The organism is Micrococcus flavus (assembly GCF_014204815.1).
Lineage (GTDB): Bacteria > Actinomycetota > Actinomycetes > Actinomycetales > Micrococcaceae > Micrococcus > Micrococcus flavus.
In genome coordinates this window covers 729926-748955 of the sequence record NZ_JACHMC010000001.1, presented here as the reverse complement: position 1 = coordinate 748955, position 19030 = coordinate 729926, and the positions used below count along the sequence as shown (strand labels likewise).

Sequence of the window (19030 nt, the reverse complement as noted above, 5' to 3'; positions counted from 1 at the left end):
GTGCCGGTCATCACACGGCCATGTGCTCGTCACCGAGGCCGCAGAACCCCCTGCGCGGACGACGACGGCGCCGGGCCGGGGATCGCTCCCCCGCTCGGCGCCGTCGCGTGCGGCCCGCCGGCTCAGCCCTCGGGCTGCGGAGCGGGCTGGGCTGCGTCGCCCTCGGCCGGCGCCGGGGCGCCCTCCGCGGGGGCCGGCGCGCCGGCATCGCCGTTGAGCGCGTCATCCGCGGCCGTGGCGCGGCGCAGGGCCTCGTTGAGGCGGTCCTGCTGCTCGCCGTAGCCGGCCCAGTCGCCCTCGGCCAGGCGCTCCTGGCCCTTCGTCAGCGCGTCCTGCGCCTCCTGCAGCGCGGACTGCAGCTCCTGCTCGGCGGTGTCCTGCGGCTCGGCCGGCTGCCCGCTCTCGCCGCCGGCCTGGCCCTCCTCGGGGGTGACGGCCCCCGAGTCGCCGTCGAACACCTGGTCCAGGGCGCCCTGCAGGGTGTCCGCGAAGCCCACCTTGTCGCCGAAGGACACGAGGACCTTGCGCAGCGTCGGGTAGGTGGTGCCGCCCGAGGACCGGACGTACACCGGCTGGACGTACAGGATGCCGCCCGCCACCGGCAGGGTGATCATGTTGCCGTTGAGCACCTCGGAGGCGCCCTGGCGCAGCAGGTTCAGCTCCTGGGAGACAGTGGCGTTCGAGTCGAAGTTCGCCTGCGCCTGGCCGGGGCCGGGCACCGTCGTGGAGCGGGGCAGCTCGAGCAGACGGAGCGTGCCGTAGTCCTCCGCCTTCACGCCGTCCTCGCCCGTGCCGGCGTCACCGGCCGCGGACAGGAACCCGTAGAGCACGTTGCGCTGCTGGGCGTTCTGCGTGATCTGCGGGATGTAGTTGCTGGTCAGGGAGAAGGCGGGCTCCTCCTGCCCGGGCATCTGCAGCGTCATGTAGTACGGGGGCTGCTTGACGTCGTCGTCCCGCGTGGGGTCCGAGGGCACGGACCACGCGTCGTTGTTCTCGTAGAAGTCGTCCGGGTCGGTCACGTGGTACCGGCCCAGCAGCTCGCGCTGGACCTTGAACATGTCCTCGGGGTAGCGGACGTGGTCCATGAGCGCGGCGCTCATCTCCGTGTACGGGCGCAGGGAGGCCGGGTAGACCTCCTGCCACGCCCGCAGCAGCGGGTCCTCGGTGTCCCATGCGTAGAGGTCCACGGAGCCGTCGTAGGCGTCCACGGTGGCCTTCACGGAGTTGCGGATGTAGTTCACCCGGCCCTGCAGGGCCGCGTTCGGGCCCTGGCTCAGCGCGTCCAGGGTGGCCTCGCCCAGCTGCTCGGCCGTGGAGTAGGGGAACTGGTCCGAGGTGGTGTAGGCGTCCACGATCCACTTCACGCGGCCGTCCACGATCGCCGGGTAGGCCGAGGTGTCCACCGTCAGGTACGGGGCCACCTTCCGCACGCGCTCCATGGGGTCGCGGTCGTAGAGGATCTGCGACTCCTCGTTGACGTCCGAGGACAGCACCAGCTCGGGGGCCCCGAACTTCACCGCGTACGCGAGGCGGTTGAAGATGCCGCCGACGGAGGGGCCGCCGTCGCCCTGGAAGGTGTAGGCGGTGTCGTCCTCGGAGTCCGCGGTCTGGGGGCGGTCGCGCTCCACCGGCGGGGCGCCCTCGGGCGCCCCGACCACGGAGTACGCCGGGGAGTTCTGGCCGAAGTAGATGCGGGGCTCGTAGTCCTGGTCCGAGGCGAGGGGTCCGCGCGTCGGGATCTCGGAGAGCAGCCACTGCGGACGGCCGCCCGCGGCCACCTCCGAGGCGTCCGCCACCACCATGCCGTAGCCGTGCGTGTAGATGGTGTGCCGGTTGACCCAGGACTGCGAGTCGTCCACGTTCACGTCGCGGGCCGCCAGGATCGTGTCCCGGACCTGGCCGTCCACCTCGTAGCGGTCCACGTGCAGGGTGCCCGGGAAGGCGTAGTACGGGCGGAACTGCTGCAGCTGGCCGAACGTCTGCGAGATCAGGTTGGGGTCCATGAGGCGCACGTTGGCCGTGTTGGCCTCCTCCCCCGCCAGGGCGCCCGCCTCGGTCTCCGTCGCGCCCTCGTAGTTGGCCACCTGCACGGCGTCCAGGCCGTACGCCTCGCGCGTCATCTCGATGTTGCGTGCGATGTACTCGGACTCCAGGGTCCGCTCGGAGGGCTTCACCTGGTACTGCTGGACGATGTACGGGTAGGCCGTGCCCACCACGAGCGCCGTGATCACCAGCACCGCCGTGCCCACGAGCGGCAGCCGGAAGCGGCCGGTGAAGGCGGCCACCACGAACAGGACGGCCACGATCGCCGCCGTGACCGCGAGGATCGCCGAGGTGGGGATCACCGCGTTGACGTCCGTGTACATGGCGCCCGCCCAGCCGCCCGACTGCGACTGCAGGGTGCGGTACCGGTTGAGCCAGAAGGTCACGGCCTGGAGGAGCAGGAACAGGCCCACCGTCACGGCCACGTGGATGCGCGCGGGACGGGCGACGTGCAGCCTGCCGTCCTCCCGCACCCCCACGGAGCCGTACAGGTAGTGCACCGCCAGGCCCGCCAGGCCCGCGATCAGCACCACGGAGATCAGGTAGCCGACCACCATGGACAGGAACGGCAGCGTGGCCATGAAGAACATCAGGTCCAGGCCGAACTCCGGGTCCGTGCGGCCGTAGGGCACCTGGTGCAGGAACAGCTGGACGGTCTGCCAGCCGTTCATGGCGGCCGAGCCGGCGAACAGGCCCAGGATGATCGGGGCGGCCACGAACACCAGACGGCGCATCGGCTCGAGCTGGCGCTGGGCCCGGCTCAGGGAGTCCCGCGCCTCGGGGCCGGCCTCCCCGGCCCGGTGGCGCCAGGCCAGGTGGATGGCCAGCCACACGGCCAGGGCCATGAGGGCTCCGGCCACGAGGAACAGGGCGGCCTTCGTGAGGACCTCGGTCCAGAACACCTCGGTGAAGCCGAGCTGGTCGAACCAGAGGACCTCGGTGTACACGCGGGTGAACAGCACGAACAGGGCCGTCAGGACCGCCACCGAGATGACGGTGAGCAGCAGGGCGCTGGGCCGGCCCGGCCCGCGCGGGGCGGTGCGCGCGGACGAGCCTCCCCCGCCGCCGTCGGAGGCTCCTCCGCCGCCGTCGGGGGCTCCGCCCCATGGGCCGAACCCGCCGAACGGGCCGCCTGCGCCGGGGCCCTGGTCTCGAGGCGGCCCGCCGAAGGGCCCGCCGGACTGTCCGAAGCTCACTGTGTCTCCTCGTTCTCCCCCGCGGACGGGGGTGCGGTGCGGAGACGGGGGGCCTCCGCGTCGGGGGTCCGTGGGGTCACGGACCGCAGGGTCTGCAGGGCCGGGCCGCAGGGGCGGGCCGGCCTCATCCGCACGGCGGCACGCCGTCGGGGGTCTGTCCGCGCCCGAGCGCCTCGAGGGCGCGGCGGGCGGTGTCGAGGGTGTCCACCGCGTAGACGTCGATGCCCTCGGGCACGCGGCCGACGAGCTCCGCGCAGTTCTCCGCGGGGGCCAGGAAGGCGGTGGCGCCGGCGTCGGCCGCCCCGCGCACCTTCTGCGGGAGCCCGCCGATCGCGCCCACCCGCCCGTCGGCGGTGACCGTGCCGGTCACGGCCACGTGCGCGCCGCCGGTGAGGGCGCCGGGGGTCAGCCGTTCGATCACGGCAAGTGCGAACACCGTGCCGGCCGAGGGGCCGCCCACGTCCTCGAGGGCGAAGTCCACCTCCACGGGCACCTCGAACCGCTCGTCCATCAGGACCCCGATCTGCCAGGCCCGCTCGGACCCGGCCGGGGCGGCCGCCACGGGGACCTCGAGGTCCTGCTCGCGGCCCTCGCGGCGCACGGTCAGGGCCACCGGGCCGGGGGCGGCGGCCTCGACGGCGGTCCGCACGTCGTCGACGGACCGCACCGGCTCGCCGCCCGCGCGCAGCACCGCGTCCCCCTCGCGCAGGACTCCGGCCGCGGGGCTCTCCGGAGCGAAGGCCTGGACCGTCAGCTCGCCGGGCACGTCCCGCCCGAGCGAGCGCAGCGCGGCCACGGTGGCCACGTCCTGCGAGCTCGTCATGGCGGCCTCGTTGGCCCGTCCGACCTCCTCCGCGCTGACCCCGGTGGGATGGACGAGCTCACGCGGCACCGCGTCCGTGGTGGGATCGGCCAGCGCCGCGACGACCTCGGCCGCGGTGGTGGTGCCGCCGGGCGGGCCCGAGACGAGCACGGTGGTCATGTCCAGGCGCCCCTCCCCCGGATCCTGCGCGCCGCCGTCGACCGTCATGACCGGGTGGCCGGCGTGCTCGCCGAGGACGTCGATCGCCGGCCCGGGGCCCTCGAGGATGTAGGGCGCGGGCAGGAGCAGGGCCGCGGCCGCGGAGCCGGCGGCGAGCCACCCGGAGGCGGGCACGCTCGGGCGGCGGCGAGACACACGGGGTATTGCGCGCACGCGACACCGACTTTCCTGCTGTGGTCCTGGTGGGGGGCCATGTCCGCGGCGCGCGGGCGTGAGGGGCGCGGGCGCCGCGGTCGGACCAGTCTAGCGGGGGCGGTCCGGGCACGGGCGGGACGGGACCGCCCTGCGCCGAGGGCGAACCCGCTCCGCCTGCGGGCCGTCCGACCCGCGCGGCGCCGGGCGTGCGCCGATACGCTGGGGCGCATGACTGACGATCCGCGCACCCCCGGTCCCGACGACGGCCGCGACCCGCTCGAGGAGATGCTCCGCCAGATGTTCGGCGGCCAGGCCCCGGACGCGGACGAGATCCGCAAGGCCATGGAGGGCATGGGCACCCCCGGAGGCATGGGCGGCATGCCCGGCATGGGCTTCGACCCCTCCCGGCTGGACCCGGTGATGATGCAGCAGGCCATGGCCCAGTTCCAGGCCATGATGAACCCCGGCCCCGGGTCCGACGGCCCTGTGAACTGGACGCTCGCGAAGCAGGCCGCCCGCCAGGCCGTGGCCGGCGAGGACCCCTCGGTGGGCTCGTTCGCGCGCAGGGAGGTGGACGAGGCCCTGCGCCTGGCCGAGCTGTGGCTTGACGGCGTCACCGAGACCGAGTCCACCGGCGCGGTGGGCCAGGCGTGGTCCCGGGCCGAGTGGGTGGAGGCCACCGCCGACGCCTGGCGCCGGGTGACCGAGCCCGTGGCCACGTCCCTGTCGCGGGCGATGTCCGCCGCGATCGAGCAGCAGCTGCCCGGCCAGCTGCCGGAGGGCATGGACGCGTCCCTGCTCGGCGGCCTCCAGCCGATGCTGCAGAACATGGGAGGCACCATGTTCGGCCTGCAGCTGGGCGGGGCCGTGGGGACGCTCGGCAAGGAGGTGCTCTCCGGCACCGACATCGGGCTGCCGATGGCCGGCCATCGCCCCGCCATGATCCCCGTGAACGTGGAGGAGTTCGGGGACGGCCTCTCCGTCCCGGACGACCAGCTGCGCCTCTACCTCGCCCTGCGCGAGGTGGCCCGGCTGCGCCTGTTCCTGCACTCCCCGTGGCTCGAGCGCGACCTCTTCGCGGCCATCGAGCAGTACGCCGCGGGCATCCGCCTGGACACCGAGGGCATCGAACGCGCCGCCGCCTCCGTCGACCCCATGGACCCGGAGTCCATGCAGGCCGTCTTCGACGGCTCCTCGTTCATCGCCGAGCCGGACGCCACCCAGCGCGCCGCCCTCGACCAGCTCGAGCTGCTGATCGCGCTCGTGGAGGGCTGGGTCGACGTCGTGGTGGCCGAGGCGGCGAAGCCGCTGGAGTCCGCCGCGGCCCTGCGCGAGACGATCAACCGGCGCCGCGCCTCGGGCGGTCCCGCCGAGGAGGCGTTCGCGGCCCTCGTGGGTCTCGAGCTGCGCCCGCGGCGCCTGCGCGAGGCCGCCGCCTTCTGGGAGCACGTGACGGCGGAGCACGGCACCGCCTACCGCGAGGACATCTGGACCTCCCCCGAGCGCCAGCCCACGGCCGAGGACCTGGACGACCCCTCGGGCTACGCCGGCCGCCGCTCGGCCGCGGAGGCCTCCACGGACGCCCTCGACGACGAGCTCCGCCGCCTCCTCGACGGCGGCTACGGGGACGCGCCGAAGGAGTCCTGAGCGCCCCTCACTCCACGACGACGTCGTCGTCCCCGCCCGGCCACGCGCCGGCGGGGGCGGCGACGCCGTCGTCTGCGGGGGCGTGAGCGGCGGTGATGCCCCGGGAGCTGGCGTGGGTGACGCCCGCCAGGAACGCCATGGCCTCGCGGTAGCGGGGCAGCCGCGCCACGAGGGCCTGGAAGCGGGGACCGTGCCCGGACTCCACCAGGTGCGCCAGCTCGTGCCCCAGGACGGCGTCCACCACCCAGTCGGGCATGCCCCGCAGCTGCGCGGAGAGGCGGATGGTGCCGCGGGCGGGCGTGCAGGAGCCCCACCGCCGGCGCTGGCGCGCGGACCACGTGACGGACACCGGGCGCGGCACGCGCCCCCCGGGGACCGCTGCGTCCAGGTGCGCGGCCGCGATCGCCTCCGCCCGGGCGGCCAGCGCCGGGTCCGCCCCTCCCCGGGGCGCCGGAGGGATGGTGCCGTGGGGCGAGGGCGGGGCGGCGTCGTGGTCCGGACGGCGTGGCGCGGCCGGTGCCCGCTGGATCATGCGGGCGATCCACCGCCGCTCCTCCGCGGGGGACAGGCGGGCGGGCACGCTGACCTGCAGCCGGCCCTCGCGCCACACCGCGGCGACGGTGCGGGTCCGGCGGACGGAGCGCACGAGCCGCACGGGGGTGCCCTCCCAGTCGAGGTCGACGGCGGTGCGCGTGGGGGCCATGCGCCCATTGTCCCGGACGCCCCGCGCCGCGCCGTCCCGACCGTCCGCCTGTGGACGACGCCCCCGCCGAGGCCGCGGACGTGTGAGCGTGGTGCGGGGCGCCGCCCCGCGCGCCGGCGGGCGCACACGGACGAGGAGGGGGACGCCCATGACAGGGACAGGCACGGCGGAGACAGGATCGGCGGGGACGCACACGGTGACGGCCGGGCCCGGGGCGTGGCCGCGGCGGCTGCAGGTGGCCGGGCTGGGGCGCGCGGGGGCGGCGGTGGCCGGACTCGCCGCGGCGGCCGCGGTCGAGGCCCTCGCCCTGTGGGACCCGACCCCGGTGGGGCCCGGGGACGTGGGCACCGGACTGCTCGCGGCGGACCTGGGGCGGGAGCGGGCGCTCGCCCTGGAGGCACGGCTGGCCCAGCTGCTCCCCGGCCTGCACGTGTACGCGGACCGCGCGCACCGGCCGGGGCCGCTGGGCGAGACGACGGTGGCGGTGGACGTGCCGGACCTGGCGGGGCTCGCCGCGCGGGCCCGCGCCGCCGACCACCCGCTGCTGCCCGTCCGGCTCGGCGCGGACGGGGTCCGGGTGGGGCCGTGGACGGGCGTGGTGGTCCCGGGGTGCGTGCTGTGCGAGCCGGACCCGGCGGACGGGGACGAGGGCGCGGGCGACGCGGCGGCGTCGGCGGACCCCGTGGCCGCGCTGCGGGCGGCGGTGCTCGTGGCGGACGTGCTCCGCGGGGTCCAGGACGCCCACGGGGTCGTCCTGGCCATGGACCCGGCCGGGCGCCTCACCCGCCGGCCGGTGACCCCGCGGCCGGGGTGCGCGTGCGGGGCGGGGGCGCTGCCGTGGCCGGCCACCGGCTGAGCCGGCGGCCGCTCAGGCCGTGGCGGTGCCGTGCAGCAGTTCGAGCACCTCGGGACCGTACCGGTCCAGCTTCGTCTTGCCGACGCCCTTGACCCTGATCAGCTCGACGGGCGTGGCCGGCATGGTCTCGGCGATCACCTCGAGGGTGGCGTCCGTGAAGATCACGAACGCCGGCACCTTCTCCGCCTTGGCGGTGGCGCTGCGCCAGTCCTTGAGGGAGTCCAGCACGGCCTCGTCGTACTGCGCGGGACAGTCCACGCACCGGCCCACCTTGCGCTCGGCGCCCGTCTCGAGGGCCTTTCCGCACGAGCGGCACGTGGCCACCGTGGCGCCGCGCCGAGGGCGGCGCGCGGCCGGCGTCGTGGTGGGGGCGTGCTCCCGGGTGCCGCCGAGGGTGGGGTCGATCGCGCGCAGGAAGCGCGAGGGCCGACGGTGGGCCCGCCCGCCGCCGGCGCGGGCCAGCGTCCAGGTCAGGTGCAGGTGCTGCCGGGCGCGCGTGATGCCCACGTAGAGCAGCCGGCGCTCCTCGTCCACCTCGGCGGGGGTGTCCGCGAAGGAGATGGGCATGAGCCCCTCGGACAGGCCCACGAGGAACACGGCGTCCCACTCGAGGCCCTTGGCCGAGTGCAGGGAGGCCAGCGTGACGCCCTGCACCGTGGGGGCGTGCTGGGCCTGGGCGCGCTCGTCGAGCTCGGCCACGAGGTCCGTGAGCGTGAAGTCCTCCCGCGCGCCGGCCAGCTGGTCCGCGAGGTTCACCAGCGCGTGCAGGGACTCCCACCGCTCCCGCGCGGCACCCGAGGCTGACGGGGGCTCGGCCGCGTAGCCCAGCGAGGAGAGGACGTCCCGCGCCCGCTGGACCACCTCCTCGCCCGTGAGGTCCTGGGCGGCCCGGGCCGCGGCACGCAGCTGCAGGATGCCGTCCCGCACCTCCCGGCGCGAGAAGAACCGCTCACCGCCGCGCAGCTGGTATCCGATGCCCGCGGCGGACAGCGCCGTCTCGAACGCCTCGGACTGGCCGTTGGTGCGGAACAGCACCGCGATCTCCGCCGGCTCCACGCCCTCGGCCACGAGCTCGCCGATCCGCTGGGCCACCCAGCCGGCCTCGGCCTCGTCGTCCTGGCACTCCCCGAACACCACCGCCGGCCCGGCCGGGCGCTGCGAGGTCAGCTGCAGGGGCTCCGGCCAGTGCGGCAGGGTCCGGTCCCGCAGGCCCGCCTGGGTGCGGTCCGCCAGGAGACGGTTGGCGGCCTCCACGATCTGCGGGCTCGAGCGGTAGTCCCGGATCAGCTTGACCACGGTGGCCTCCGGGTGGCGCTCGCGGAATCCGGTGAGGAACCGGGAGGTGGCGCCGGTGAACGAGTAGATGGTCTGGGAGGAGTCGCCCACCACGCACAGGTCCGCGCGGTCACCGAGCCACAGGTCCAGCAGGCGGTGCTGCAGCGGGGAGACGTCCTGGTACTCGTCCACCACGAACACGCGGTACTGGTCCCGCACGGTGGCGGCGATCCGCGGCTCGGAGGTGAGCACACCCACGAGGATCAGCAGGACATCCTCGAAGTCGATCATGTTGCGGGCGGTCTTGGCCTCCTCGTAGCCGGCGTAGAGCCGGGCGACCGTGGTGGCCGTCCACCCGACGGGCATCTCCCGCTCGGCGGCAGCCTCCGCGTAGCCCTCGGGGGCGTGGAGGGACACCTTCGCCCACTCGATCTCCCCCGCGAGGTCGCGCAGGCCGGCCCGGTCCACGGTCATGCGCATGCGCTGGGCCACCTCGGTGAGCAGGCGGACCTTGTTCTCGATCAGGCTCGGCATGGGGCCGCCGACCGCCTGCGGCCAGAAGTACTGCAGCTGGCGGAGGGCGGCGGAGTGGAACGTGCGCGCCTGCACGCCGTCCACGCCCAGGTCCCGCAGGCGGGTGCGCATCTCGGCGGCGGCGCGCGCGGTGAACGTCAGGGCGAGGGTGCGGTGCGGGTCGAACACGCCCGAGGCCACGCCGTAGGCGATCCGGTGGGTGATGGCACGGGTCTTGCCCGTGCCCGCGCCCGCGAGGATGCAGACCGGCCCGTGCAGGGCGGTGGCGGCCTGACGCTGTTCGGCGTCGAGCCCGCGGAGGATCTCGTCCGGAGTGCTCATGGGGCGTGCACCCCTCCTCTCACGAGATCAGCGTCGTCTCATCCGGCAGCGTCCCACCGTACCAATCCTCGATCAGCGCCCGCGCGATGGACACGGCCCCGGGCAGGGTCACCTCCCCGTCCCGGACGGCGGCCACCAGCTCGGTACGGCTGAACCAGCGCAGCGAGCGGATCTCGACGCCGTCGGCCCGCTCCGTCTGCCCCCGTGGGGCGCGGGCGCGGAAGCCCACCATGAGCGAGCGCGGGAACGGCCACGGCTGGGAGCCCCGGTAGACGGGGTCGACGACGACGATCCCCGCCTCCTCCCCGACCTCCCGGACCACGGCGTGCTCGAGGGACTCCCCCGGCTCCACGAAGCCGGCCAGGCACGAGTGCCGGCCCGCGGGCCAGGCGGCGTTGGAGCCGAGGAGGAGGCGGTCGTCGTCGTCGGTGACGGCCATGATCACGGCCGGGTCCGTGCGCGGGAAGTGCTGCACGGAGCACGCGGTGCAGCGCCGCACCCAGCCGGCGGACTCCACGGCGGTGGGGCCGCCGCAGCGGGGGCAGAACCCGTGGGAGGCGTGCCAGTGGGTGACGGACACCGCGGCCGTGAACAGGCCGGCGTCCGCGTCGGACAGCCCCGCGGCCACGTCCCTCAGGCCCACCCAGGCCACGTCCGTCGGCAGGCCCTCCGGAGCCGTGTCGGGGGTGCTGCCGGCACCCGCACCGTCCTCGTGGGCCACGAGGACGACGGCGGCCGACGCCTCCCCGTCCGCGCGCTCCCGCCGGCCCAGGAAGACCGCCCCGGGCGGCACGGGCCCGGCCGGCGGCACGGTCACGAGAGCGCCGTCCCGGACGGGGGCGCGGCCCCCTCGCAGGTGCAGCACCCCGGTGCCCGCCTCCTGCCACAGCCGGTCCAGGAGGCCGGGGTCCTCCCGCTCCAGCCCCGCCCGGTCCACGGCCTCCCGGGCGAGCGGCAGGGGCAGGGGCGGCAGGGGTGCGGCCCCGCCGGCGGGGCGCGGATCGGGGCGGGTCGCTGGGCGGGGGTGCTCGGGCATGCCCCCACGCTAGGCGCATCCGCGGACGGGCGTCAGGGGCGTCCACCGGGGCGCGCCGGTGAGTCCCCGGGCGTCCGCCGGGTTCGACGCCTAGGGTGGGACCGTGCACCGTCAGCCCCTCCACCTCGCCGCCCTCGCCGCCGCCGCCGTGCCCGGACTGTCTCCCGCCGCCGTGGAGCCCAGCCCGGACGACTCGGCCGACTTCGCCACCGCCGTCGTGGTGGACACGTCCGGCGAGCGCTGGCGCGTGCGCTCCCCGCGCACGGCCGAGGCGGGGATCCGCCTGGAGACCGAGGTGCAGGTCCTGGCGGGGTTCGACGCCCACCTGCGCGCGGGGCTGCCGTTCCGCGTGCCGTCCGTGGCGGGCGCCGTGCGCGTGGACGGCCTGCGCACCTTCGTCCACCAGGACCTGCCCGGCGCCCCCGTGCCCCTCGAGGAGATCGTGACCCTCGGCGAGCCGGTCGTGCAGGACCTGGGCCGGATCCTCGCGGCGATCCACACGCTGCCGATGACGGTGGTGGAGCAGACGGACCTGCCCGTGTACACCGCGGACCACGTGCGGGAGCGGCACCTGGCCGGCCTGGACGAGGCGGCGTCCACGGGCAAGGTGCCGCCGGTTCTGCTGCGCCGCTGGGAGGAGGCGCTCGAGGAGGACGAACTCTGGCAGTTCTCCCCCGTGCCCGTCCACGGCGACCTCCACGAGGACTCCCTCCTGGTGGAGCGCGGCCGCGTGGTGGGCGTGGCCGGCTGGACGGACCTGCACGTCGGCGACCCGGCCACGGACTTCGCGTGGCTCGCCGCGGCGGAGGACCCCGACTTCCCCGAGCGGGTGCTGGACGCCTACCTCGCCCGGCGCGTGGCGGAGGAGGCGGCCGACGACGGCGACGTCCACCTGCTGCGCCGCGCCTCCCTGCTCGCGGAGTTCGCGATCGGCCAGTGGCTGCTGCGCGGCGTGGAGCGGCACGATGCGGACATGGTGGCCGACGCGGAGGGGCTGCTGGCCGAGCTCGCGGACGCGGTGCGGGCGGCGGAGTCCCCCGCTCCCGGCGCCGTGCCGACCGGCGCGGACCCCGAGGACGACGGCTGGGACGACGACTGGCAGCAGGAGGACGGCGACCTCGCGGAGGACGACGAGGAGGAGCCCGGCCGGGAGACGACCACGCTCACCGTGGTCCGTCCCCGGGACTGACGCCGTCGAGGGCCTCGGCCACGATCGCCTCGAGCTCCGCCTCCCCCGGCAGGTCTGCGAAGGTGCGCTCCTGCCCCTCGGCCACGTACACGAAGCTCGCGGAGATCCGCTCGAGCGGGATGCGGTGCAGGCGGGACCAGGCCAGCCGGTACACGGCCAGCTGCAGGGCCTTGCGCTCCAGCTCCCGCCCCCGGGGCACCCGGCCGGTCTTCCAGTCGACGAGCTCCCAGTGCGCCTCGGGGTCGAACGGCATCCCCTCCCGCGCCCCGGAGCGGAACACGGCGTCGATGCGCCCGCGGAGCGTGATGCCCGCGACCGTGGTCTCCACCGCCGTCTCCACGAACGCGGGCCTGCGGTCCGCCCACCGGGAGGCGAGGAACCACTCCTGCATCCCGCCGAGGTCCAGCGCGTCGTCCACCCAGCGGTCCGCGGCGTCGTCGGGCTCGTCCAGGTCCAGCAGGCCCGTGGCGTCGAAGCGCTCCTCGAGCCACGCGTGGAAGGCGGTGCCGCGACGCGCGGCGTGCGCCGGCGGCCGCGGCATGGGCCGGCGGAGCTGCTCGGCCACGGCCTGCGGGTCCGCGGCCAGCTCGCCGTAGAGGGAGACGGAGAGGTGCTCGGGCAGCGCCACCCCGGGCACGCTGCCCGCGACGTCCCGGCGGCGCAGCAGCACCCAATCCACCTCCCGTGCCAGGTCGGGATCCTCGGCGAGCGCGGCGGAGTCCGCCCCCCGCACCTGCCGGGCGGCCGACTCCACCCGCGCGCGGCGAGGCCGGGTCCGGGCGGGCACGGGCCGCCATGCGGCTTCGTCCTCCGGGTCCTCGGGGTCGACCTCGACGACCTCCGGACCGTCGAGGGGATCGAAGGGCCACCACGCGGCCAGGGTGCGGCCGGCCACGGGGTTGACCTCGCCCAGCTCGTCCTCGGCCGGGGCGTGGCCGAGCACGACGCCCGGCACGGTGTCGGCCAGGGCGGCCGCCTCCTCCAGGAACGGCGAGGGGTCCACGGGCTTCTTGGCCGTGCCCTTCCAGTGGGAGGTGCTCAGCCAGAGGCGGCTGCGGGCGCGGGTGAACGCCACGTAGGCCAGTCGCCGCTCCTCCCGGGCGGCGTGCTCCTCGACCGCCTCGCGGTAGGGCGCGGGGTTGGCCGCCACCGCGGCCTGGCTGCTGTACCCGGTGCCGGCGGACTGCACCCAGTCCCGGCGGTCCTGGGCCCAGTCCGCCTCCCACTGGGGCAGGGAGCCGCGGTCGCCGCGCAGGGGCCACGGCAGCATGCCCGTGCCGCCGCCCGTCCAGCGGTCCGCCCGGGTCGAGGGGAAGGTCCCGACCTGGAGGCCCGGCACGGCGACCACGTCCCACTCCAGCCCCTTGGAGGCGTGCGCGGTGAGCACCTGGACGACGCCGGGCACCGGGTCCGAGGAGTCGATCCCCAGCCCCTTCTCGTGCTCCTCCACGGAGGCGGTCCACGCGAGGAACGCGGGCAGGTCGGAGGCGGCTCCCTCGCCGGCCGCGAAGCCGCGGGCGGCGTCCTGGAACGCGTCGAGATGCCGGCGGGCGGACGCCGCCGAGGGTCCGGGGCGCAGCGTGACCTCCACGTCCAGGCCGATCTCGCGGACCACCTCGGCGATCAGGTCGGCGGGGTCGAGTGCCGCCCGGGTGGACAGGCGCCGCAGCTGGGCGTTCGCCTCCCGCAGGCGCCGCAGTCCCTCCGCGGAGAAGGGCCGGCCGTGGGAGCCGGTCCACACGGTGCTCTCCCCTGGCAGGGAGTCGAGCGCCTCGAGCAGGGCCGGCGCGTCCGCGTCCTCCTCGGCGCTGACGGGGTCCGCGTCCGCCAGCGCGGCGTCCGAGGGCCCCGGCAGCGGCTCGTGGGCCGCGGCCCGGCGGCGCAGACGGCTGACGAAGCGGGCACGCTCGTGGAGCAGCTCCAGGTCTGCGGGCCCGATCCGGAACCGGGGTCCGGTGAGCATCCGCACCAGGTGGTCGTTGCGTCCGGGGTCGGCCAGCACGTGCAGGACCGCGAGCACCTCGGCGACCTCGGGCAGGGACAGCAGCCCGGAGAGCCCGAGGACCTCGTACGGCAGGCCGGCGGCGTCGAGGGCGTCCAGGACGGGCCCGAACTGGGAGCGGGCCCGGCACAGCACGGCGCGGCTGAGTCCGGCCGTGTCCGGGTCCCGGCCGAGGTCCGCGAGCCGGGCCACGAGCGCCTCGGCCTCCTCCTCGGCGGTCACATGCCGGTCCACGCGCACCTGCCCGGGCCCCGCCCCGGGGCGGGTGCGCAGGGTCTTGAGCTCGACGGGCCGGCCGGCCTGGGCCGCGTGGGCGTTGAGGGGCTTTACCACGCGGTTGGCGAGCGCCAGGACGGCCGCGTCGTTGCGCCAGGCGACGGTGAGGTGGGAGACGTCCGCGTTCACCCGGCCGGGACGGCCGTCCTCCCCCGCGCCGCGCCGCGGGAACGCGCCGGGGAAGGAGAAGAGCTGCCCGGCGGAGGCGCCGCGGAAGCCGTAGATGGACTGGTGGGGGTCTCCCACGGCGGTGACGCAGTGGCCCAGCCCCTCGGCGTCGAGGGCGGTGTCCTGGGGACCGAACAGGCCGGCGAAGATCTCCATCTGGGCGTGGGAGGTGTCCTGGAACTCGTCCAGGAGCACCACGGGGAAGCGATCGCGCTCGATCCGGCCGGCCGCGGGGACGGTGCGCGCCACGCGGGCGGCGTGGCGGAGCAGGTCGCCGTAGTCCATGACCTCGCGCTCGGCCTTGGCCTCGGTGTACCGCTCCACGAGGTCCGCCATGAGGATGCGGTCCTCCAGGCCCGTGAAGAAGGCGCGGATCTCCGCGCTGGGCTCCTTCATGCGCGGCGGCAGCTCGAGGGACTCCCCCACGGCGATCCGCTCGCGCAGCCACGCGCGCACGCGGCCGGGCTCGACGAGGTGCTCGGCCAGGTCCCCGGCCAGCCGCAGGGCGGAGGAGACGAGCGTGGCGGGGCTGACCCCGAGCCGGTCGGCGACGATCGGATGGGACCCGGCCACCCTGGCCATGAGCCGGTGGGCGTCCGCCTCGCCGATCAGGGCCGCCTCCGGCTCGACCCCCACCCGCAGGCCGTGGTCCCGCACGAGCGTCTGCGCGTACGAGTGGTAGGTGGACACCGAGGCCCGCCCGAGGTCCTCGGGCTGTCCCTCGAAGCCGGGGATCGGCAGCCCGGAGCGCAGGAGGACGTCCACCTTGGCGTTGATTCGGTGGGCGAGCTCGCCCGCGGCCTTGCGCGTGAAGGTCACGCCGAGGACCTGGTCCGGGCGGACGAAGCCGTTGGCCACGAGCCACACGACGCGGTCGGACATGGTGGCGGTCTTGCCGGAGCCGGCGCCGGCCACCACGAGCCGGGGGGTCAGCGGCGCGGTGATGACCTCCGCCTGCTCCGGTGTGGGCGGGAACGCGCCCAGGCGCGCGGCGATGTCCTCCGGTGCGTGCACGGCGGCGGACACGTCCACGGCGGCGGCGTCCACCTCGGGTGCGGCGGGGACGGGGACCTCGGAGCTCAGCGATGCCACTCGGTGACCTGCCTTCCTTCGGAGCAGAGGGGGCACACGGACGGGAGCGCGCACCGCGTCCCGGGCCCGTGCACGGCCAGGAAGCGGGGGCCCACGGTGCGGCGGGCCGCCGCGAAGACGTCCTGCAGCGCCCACACGTCCTCGTCCGTCAGGGGTGGCTGCTCCTGGACCTTGGTGCGCTGGGTGCCGGCCCCGAGCTGGACGAGCGCCGCCCCGCCCGGTGAGGACGGCCGGGCGAGCTCGGCGAGGGCCTCCCGCAGGGCGGGGTCCGTCTCCTCCGCCTCGAGGAGGCGGACGAGGCCCTCGGCGCGCAGCGCCACCTGGTACGCGGCCAGCTGCGGCAGGCGCAGCAGCTCCTCCTGGGTGGGAGCACGGCGGCCGGTCTTGAGGTCGACGACATAGGGGCGCCCCTGGCTGTCCATCTCCAGCCGGTCGATCACTCCGGAGATCTCCACCTCCAGGTCGTCCCAGTGCAGCGACGCACGGACCACGACCTCCTGGGCCAGCGGTCGGCGGCCCGCCGCACGCATCTCGGACCAGTACCCGATGTAGGCCTCCATCAGCCGGCGGGCGCGGGCGTGCTCGACGTCCGCGGCCCACCCGTCCGGCAGGCCGAGCTCCGGCAGGCGGCGCTCCAGCTCGGCCCGGACGGCGCCCGGCTCGCCGTCGGGGTGGTGCTCGGCCACGGAGTGCACGAGCGTGCCCACGGACTGCGCGAGCGTGCCGCCGGCCTGGGAGCCCACGTGGTACAGCAGCCAGTTCAGGGGGTTCTCGAGCGCCGTCTGGGCGCGGGAGGGGGAGAGCCGCACCGCCTCGGTGGCGGTGTCCGTCAGCGGGGCGGCGGTGGACAGCTCCGCCAGGCCCCACCAGTGCGCGGGGTCGGCGGGCACTACCCCGTCCGCGGCGAGGGCGGCCAGGCCCGCGGCGGCCGCCGGGTCCTCCAGGCCCACCAGCGCGGCGGGCTCGTCCGGCACCTCGAGGCGGCGCCGCAGCCGGGCCACGAGGGCCGGAGCGGTCAGCGGTGGCGGGACGGGGGTGAGGGGCCGCCCCGCGGCCGGGTCCGCCACGGGGTCCAGGAGGTCCAGGAAGTCCGAGGGCGACTCGTCCTCGTTCCGCACGGCCGTGGCCACCACCCGGTGCCGCGCGCGGGACACCGCCGCCGCGAGCATCCGCAGCTCGTCCTGCCGGACCTCGGCCAGGCGGGTGCGGTGGTCGGTGGGCCACGCCGCGGCCTCGGGCGCGGTGAGCAGGTCCGCCAGGTCCGTGGCGCCGAGCAGCTGGCCGCGCAGGGTGGTGTTGGGCCACTGCCCCTCCTGCAGCCCCACCACGATCACGGTGTGCCACTGGCGGCCGGCCGCGGCGGCGGGCGTGCGCACGTGGACGGCGTCGGCTCCCTCGGCCCGGCGGGCCAGGGAGTCCATCGGCAGGTCCTGGGACTGCATGTACGCGGCGAAGTCCGCCGGGGCCGCGCCCGGGAACTGGTCCACGAAGCGCTCGGCCACGCGGAACAGTGCGACGACGGCGTCCAGGTCCGCGTCCGCCTGGCGGGCCTCGCGGCGCGTGGCGGCGCCCTCCACCCGACCCAGGGCCGTGGCGCGCCAGTGGTCGGCGCGGCCGGAGGCGTCCCACATCGCCCACAGCACGGTCTCGGCGGTGGCGCCCGGCTCCCGGGCCGCCGCGAGCCCGGCGCCGTGCATCCAGGCGATGCGGCGCAGCGCCCGGTGCCGGTCCCTCTCCTCCCCGGCCAGGGAGGGGTCTCCCAGCGCCGCCACGAGCAGCTCGTCCGAGGGGCGCGCTCCGCCGCGGGCGCGCTCGGCGGCCAGCAGGTCCTGGCGCAGGCGGCGCACGTGCAGCGCGGTGGCCATGCCGAACCGACCGCGCAGGAGCGCGACGGCCTCGTCCGCGTCCAGCGCGGCCGCGTCCTCGCCGTCCTCCGCCTGCGCGGAGACCGCGCGCAGCAGGGTCAGCAGCGGCGCGACGGCGGGCTCGTCCTTGAGCACGGCGCCCGCGGCGTCCTGGACCACGGGCACGCCCTCGGCCTCGAGGTGCCGGGCGGTGGCCGCCACGCGCGCGCCGGAGCGGGCCACCACGAGGATCTCGTCCAGCGGGACCTCCTCCTCGTGGTGGACGCGCAGGATCCGCTCGAGCACCAGCTGGTCCTCGTGGGCACGGGAGGGCACGAGGCATGCCTGCACCCGGCCGCCGTCCCCGGCGGGCACCGTGGCGGTGCGGGTGCGCTCGACGCCGACCGTCCGCTGGCGCACACGCCGGGCCAGGCGGAGGTAGCCCTCCTGGACCTCGGACGTCATCCGGTGCCCACGGGTGAGGACGTGGATGCGCTCGTCCAGGGCGGGGGCCGCCGGTGCGCCGGGCACGGGATCCGGGTCGAGGACGGCCGGGTACCGGGACACCAGGTCCGGGCGGGCCCCGCGGAAGCCCTCCACCGTGGTGTCCGGGGAGGCGGTCAGGAGGGTGTCCGTGCCGCGGGCCAGCTGCCGGAGCAGGTCGTGCACGGCCGGGCCGGCCTCCTGGAGGTCGTCCACCACCACCAGGCGCAGCCGGGCGCGCTCGGCGTCGGCGAAGGCCACCGCGGCGGCGTCCCGCTCGGGGTCCTCCGGGAAGCGCTCGGTCAGCAGCCGCACGGCCGCCGAGATCAGGCCCGCCGCGTCGAAGGCCTCGGCCATGCCCAGATCCAGCCGGTCCCGGTAGTCCTGCACCAGCTCGGCGGCCGCCGTCCAGGCGGGACGACTGTGGCGACGTCCCAGTTCCTGCAGGTGCCCGGGCTCGACGCCGAACTCGCTCATGCGGTCCACGAGCTCGCGGACCTCGCGCCGGAACCCGCGGGTGTCCACGGCCTCGGCGATCTCCTCCGGCCACGCCGGGGGCACCGCCAGGCCCTCGGCGTACGTGTCCAGGAGTTCGGCGATCACCGTGTCCTGCTCCGCGCCGGAGAGCAGCCGCGGCGGCCGGGCCAGATGGCGCAGGGGTCCGGTGACGCGGGCCCGGCGGATGAGGTCGAAGGCGTAGGCGGCCCAGGTGCGCACCGGCGTGACGGCTCGCGTGCCGTGGCCCGCGGCGGCCAGGCGGACGGTCAGGGCGTCCCGCAGGCGCGCGGCGGCGTCGCGCGTGGGCGCCAGCACCAGCAGCGCCTCGGGGTCCAGGCCCTGTTCGATCCGGCGCGCCGCCAGCTCCACCGCCACGGTGCTGCGGCCCGTGCCCGGGGCGCCCAGCACCAGGACGGCGCCGTGACCGGGCGACAGTGAGGCCACGGCCTCCTGCTCGGCGGTGAGGACGAGCGGCGTGTCCGCGGAGCGTTCCCCCCGGACCAGGCGCGCGTGCTCCGGCGCGGCGGGGGCGAGCTCCTCGGGCGGCTCCCCGATCAGGAGCGCCAGGTCCTCGCCGGAGAGTCCGTCGGCGCGCCCGTGCTCCCCTGAGGCGGGCGCGGCAGGGCCGCGCGGGGTGGGGTCCGGGGTCGGCCGTGCGGTCATGCGCCCATCCTCCCACCGGGCCGGACA

Annotated in this window: 10 protein-coding genes; 3 read left to right on the top strand and 7 right to left on the bottom strand. The window is 76.3% G+C overall.

Features of this window, described 5'->3' with window-relative positions:
- Window positions 1-122: 122 nt before the first annotated feature.
- Together BJ976_RS03600 and BJ976_RS03595 are read right to left on the bottom strand one after the other, a co-directional pair.
- The gene (locus BJ976_RS03600; RefSeq protein WP_135029578.1) at window positions 123-3239 is read right to left on the bottom strand and encodes a UPF0182 family membrane protein; all 3117 of its coding nucleotides are present in this window, start codon (window positions 3237-3239) and stop codon (window positions 123-125) included.
- 124 nt (window positions 3240-3363) lie between these two features.
- Complete coding sequence (locus tag BJ976_RS03595; RefSeq protein WP_229667382.1) at window positions 3364-4395, bottom strand: YlbL family protein; 1032 nt, start codon at window positions 4393-4395, stop codon at window positions 3364-3366.
- 249 nt (window positions 4396-4644) lie between these two features.
- Here BJ976_RS03595 and BJ976_RS03590 point away from each other — a divergent pair, with 249 nt between their 5' ends.
- Complete coding sequence (locus BJ976_RS03590) at window positions 4645-6063, top strand: zinc-dependent metalloprotease (RefSeq protein ID WP_135029580.1); 1419 nt, start codon at window positions 4645-4647, stop codon at window positions 6061-6063.
- 7 nt (window positions 6064-6070) lie between these two features.
- Here the strand turns inward: BJ976_RS03590 and BJ976_RS03585 are convergent, their stop codons facing one another.
- Entirely contained in the window at window positions 6071-6766 is a 696-nt protein-coding gene (locus tag BJ976_RS03585; protein WP_135029582.1) for a M48 family metallopeptidase, read from the bottom strand.
- Between the two features lie 148 nt (window positions 6767-6914).
- Here BJ976_RS03585 and BJ976_RS12175 point away from each other — a divergent pair, with 148 nt between their 5' ends.
- Window positions 6915-7622 (top strand): dinucleotide-utilizing protein, encoded by a 708-nt coding sequence (locus tag BJ976_RS12175; protein WP_167736932.1) that lies wholly within the window; start codon window positions 6915-6917, stop codon window positions 7620-7622.
- A 12-nt stretch (window positions 7623-7634) separates the two neighbouring features.
- Here the strand turns inward: BJ976_RS12175 and BJ976_RS03575 are convergent, their stop codons facing one another.
- Together BJ976_RS03575 and nudC are read right to left on the bottom strand one after the other, a co-directional pair.
- The gene (locus BJ976_RS03575) at window positions 7635-9752 is read right to left on the bottom strand and encodes an ATP-dependent DNA helicase UvrD2 (RefSeq protein WP_135029584.1); all 2118 of its coding nucleotides are present in this window, start codon (window positions 9750-9752) and stop codon (window positions 7635-7637) included.
- A 19-nt stretch (window positions 9753-9771) separates the two neighbouring features.
- On the bottom strand, window positions 9772-10788 hold the full coding sequence (nudC, locus tag BJ976_RS03570; RefSeq protein WP_135029586.1) for an NAD(+) diphosphatase: 1017 nt from the start codon (window positions 10786-10788) through the stop codon (window positions 9772-9774).
- Between the two features lie 103 nt (window positions 10789-10891).
- Between nudC and BJ976_RS03565 the strand changes: the two genes are divergently transcribed.
- Entirely contained in the window at window positions 10892-11977 is a 1086-nt protein-coding gene (locus tag BJ976_RS03565) for a phosphotransferase (protein WP_135029588.1), read from the top strand.
- Here BJ976_RS03565 and BJ976_RS03560 read toward each other — a convergent pair.
- Together BJ976_RS03560 and BJ976_RS03555 are read right to left on the bottom strand one after the other, a co-directional pair.
- On the bottom strand, window positions 11952-15515 hold the full coding sequence (locus BJ976_RS03560; protein WP_184231819.1) for an ATP-dependent helicase: 3564 nt from the start codon (window positions 15513-15515) through the stop codon (window positions 11952-11954). The two genes, BJ976_RS03565 and BJ976_RS03560, sit on opposite strands and share 26 nt — an antisense overlap.
- Entirely contained in the window at window positions 15503-19003 is a 3501-nt protein-coding gene (locus BJ976_RS03555) for an ATP-dependent helicase (protein WP_135029590.1), read from the bottom strand. The genes BJ976_RS03560 and BJ976_RS03555 overlap by 13 nt, the downstream gene beginning before the upstream one ends.
- Between the last annotated feature and the right edge of the window lie 27 nt (window positions 19004-19030).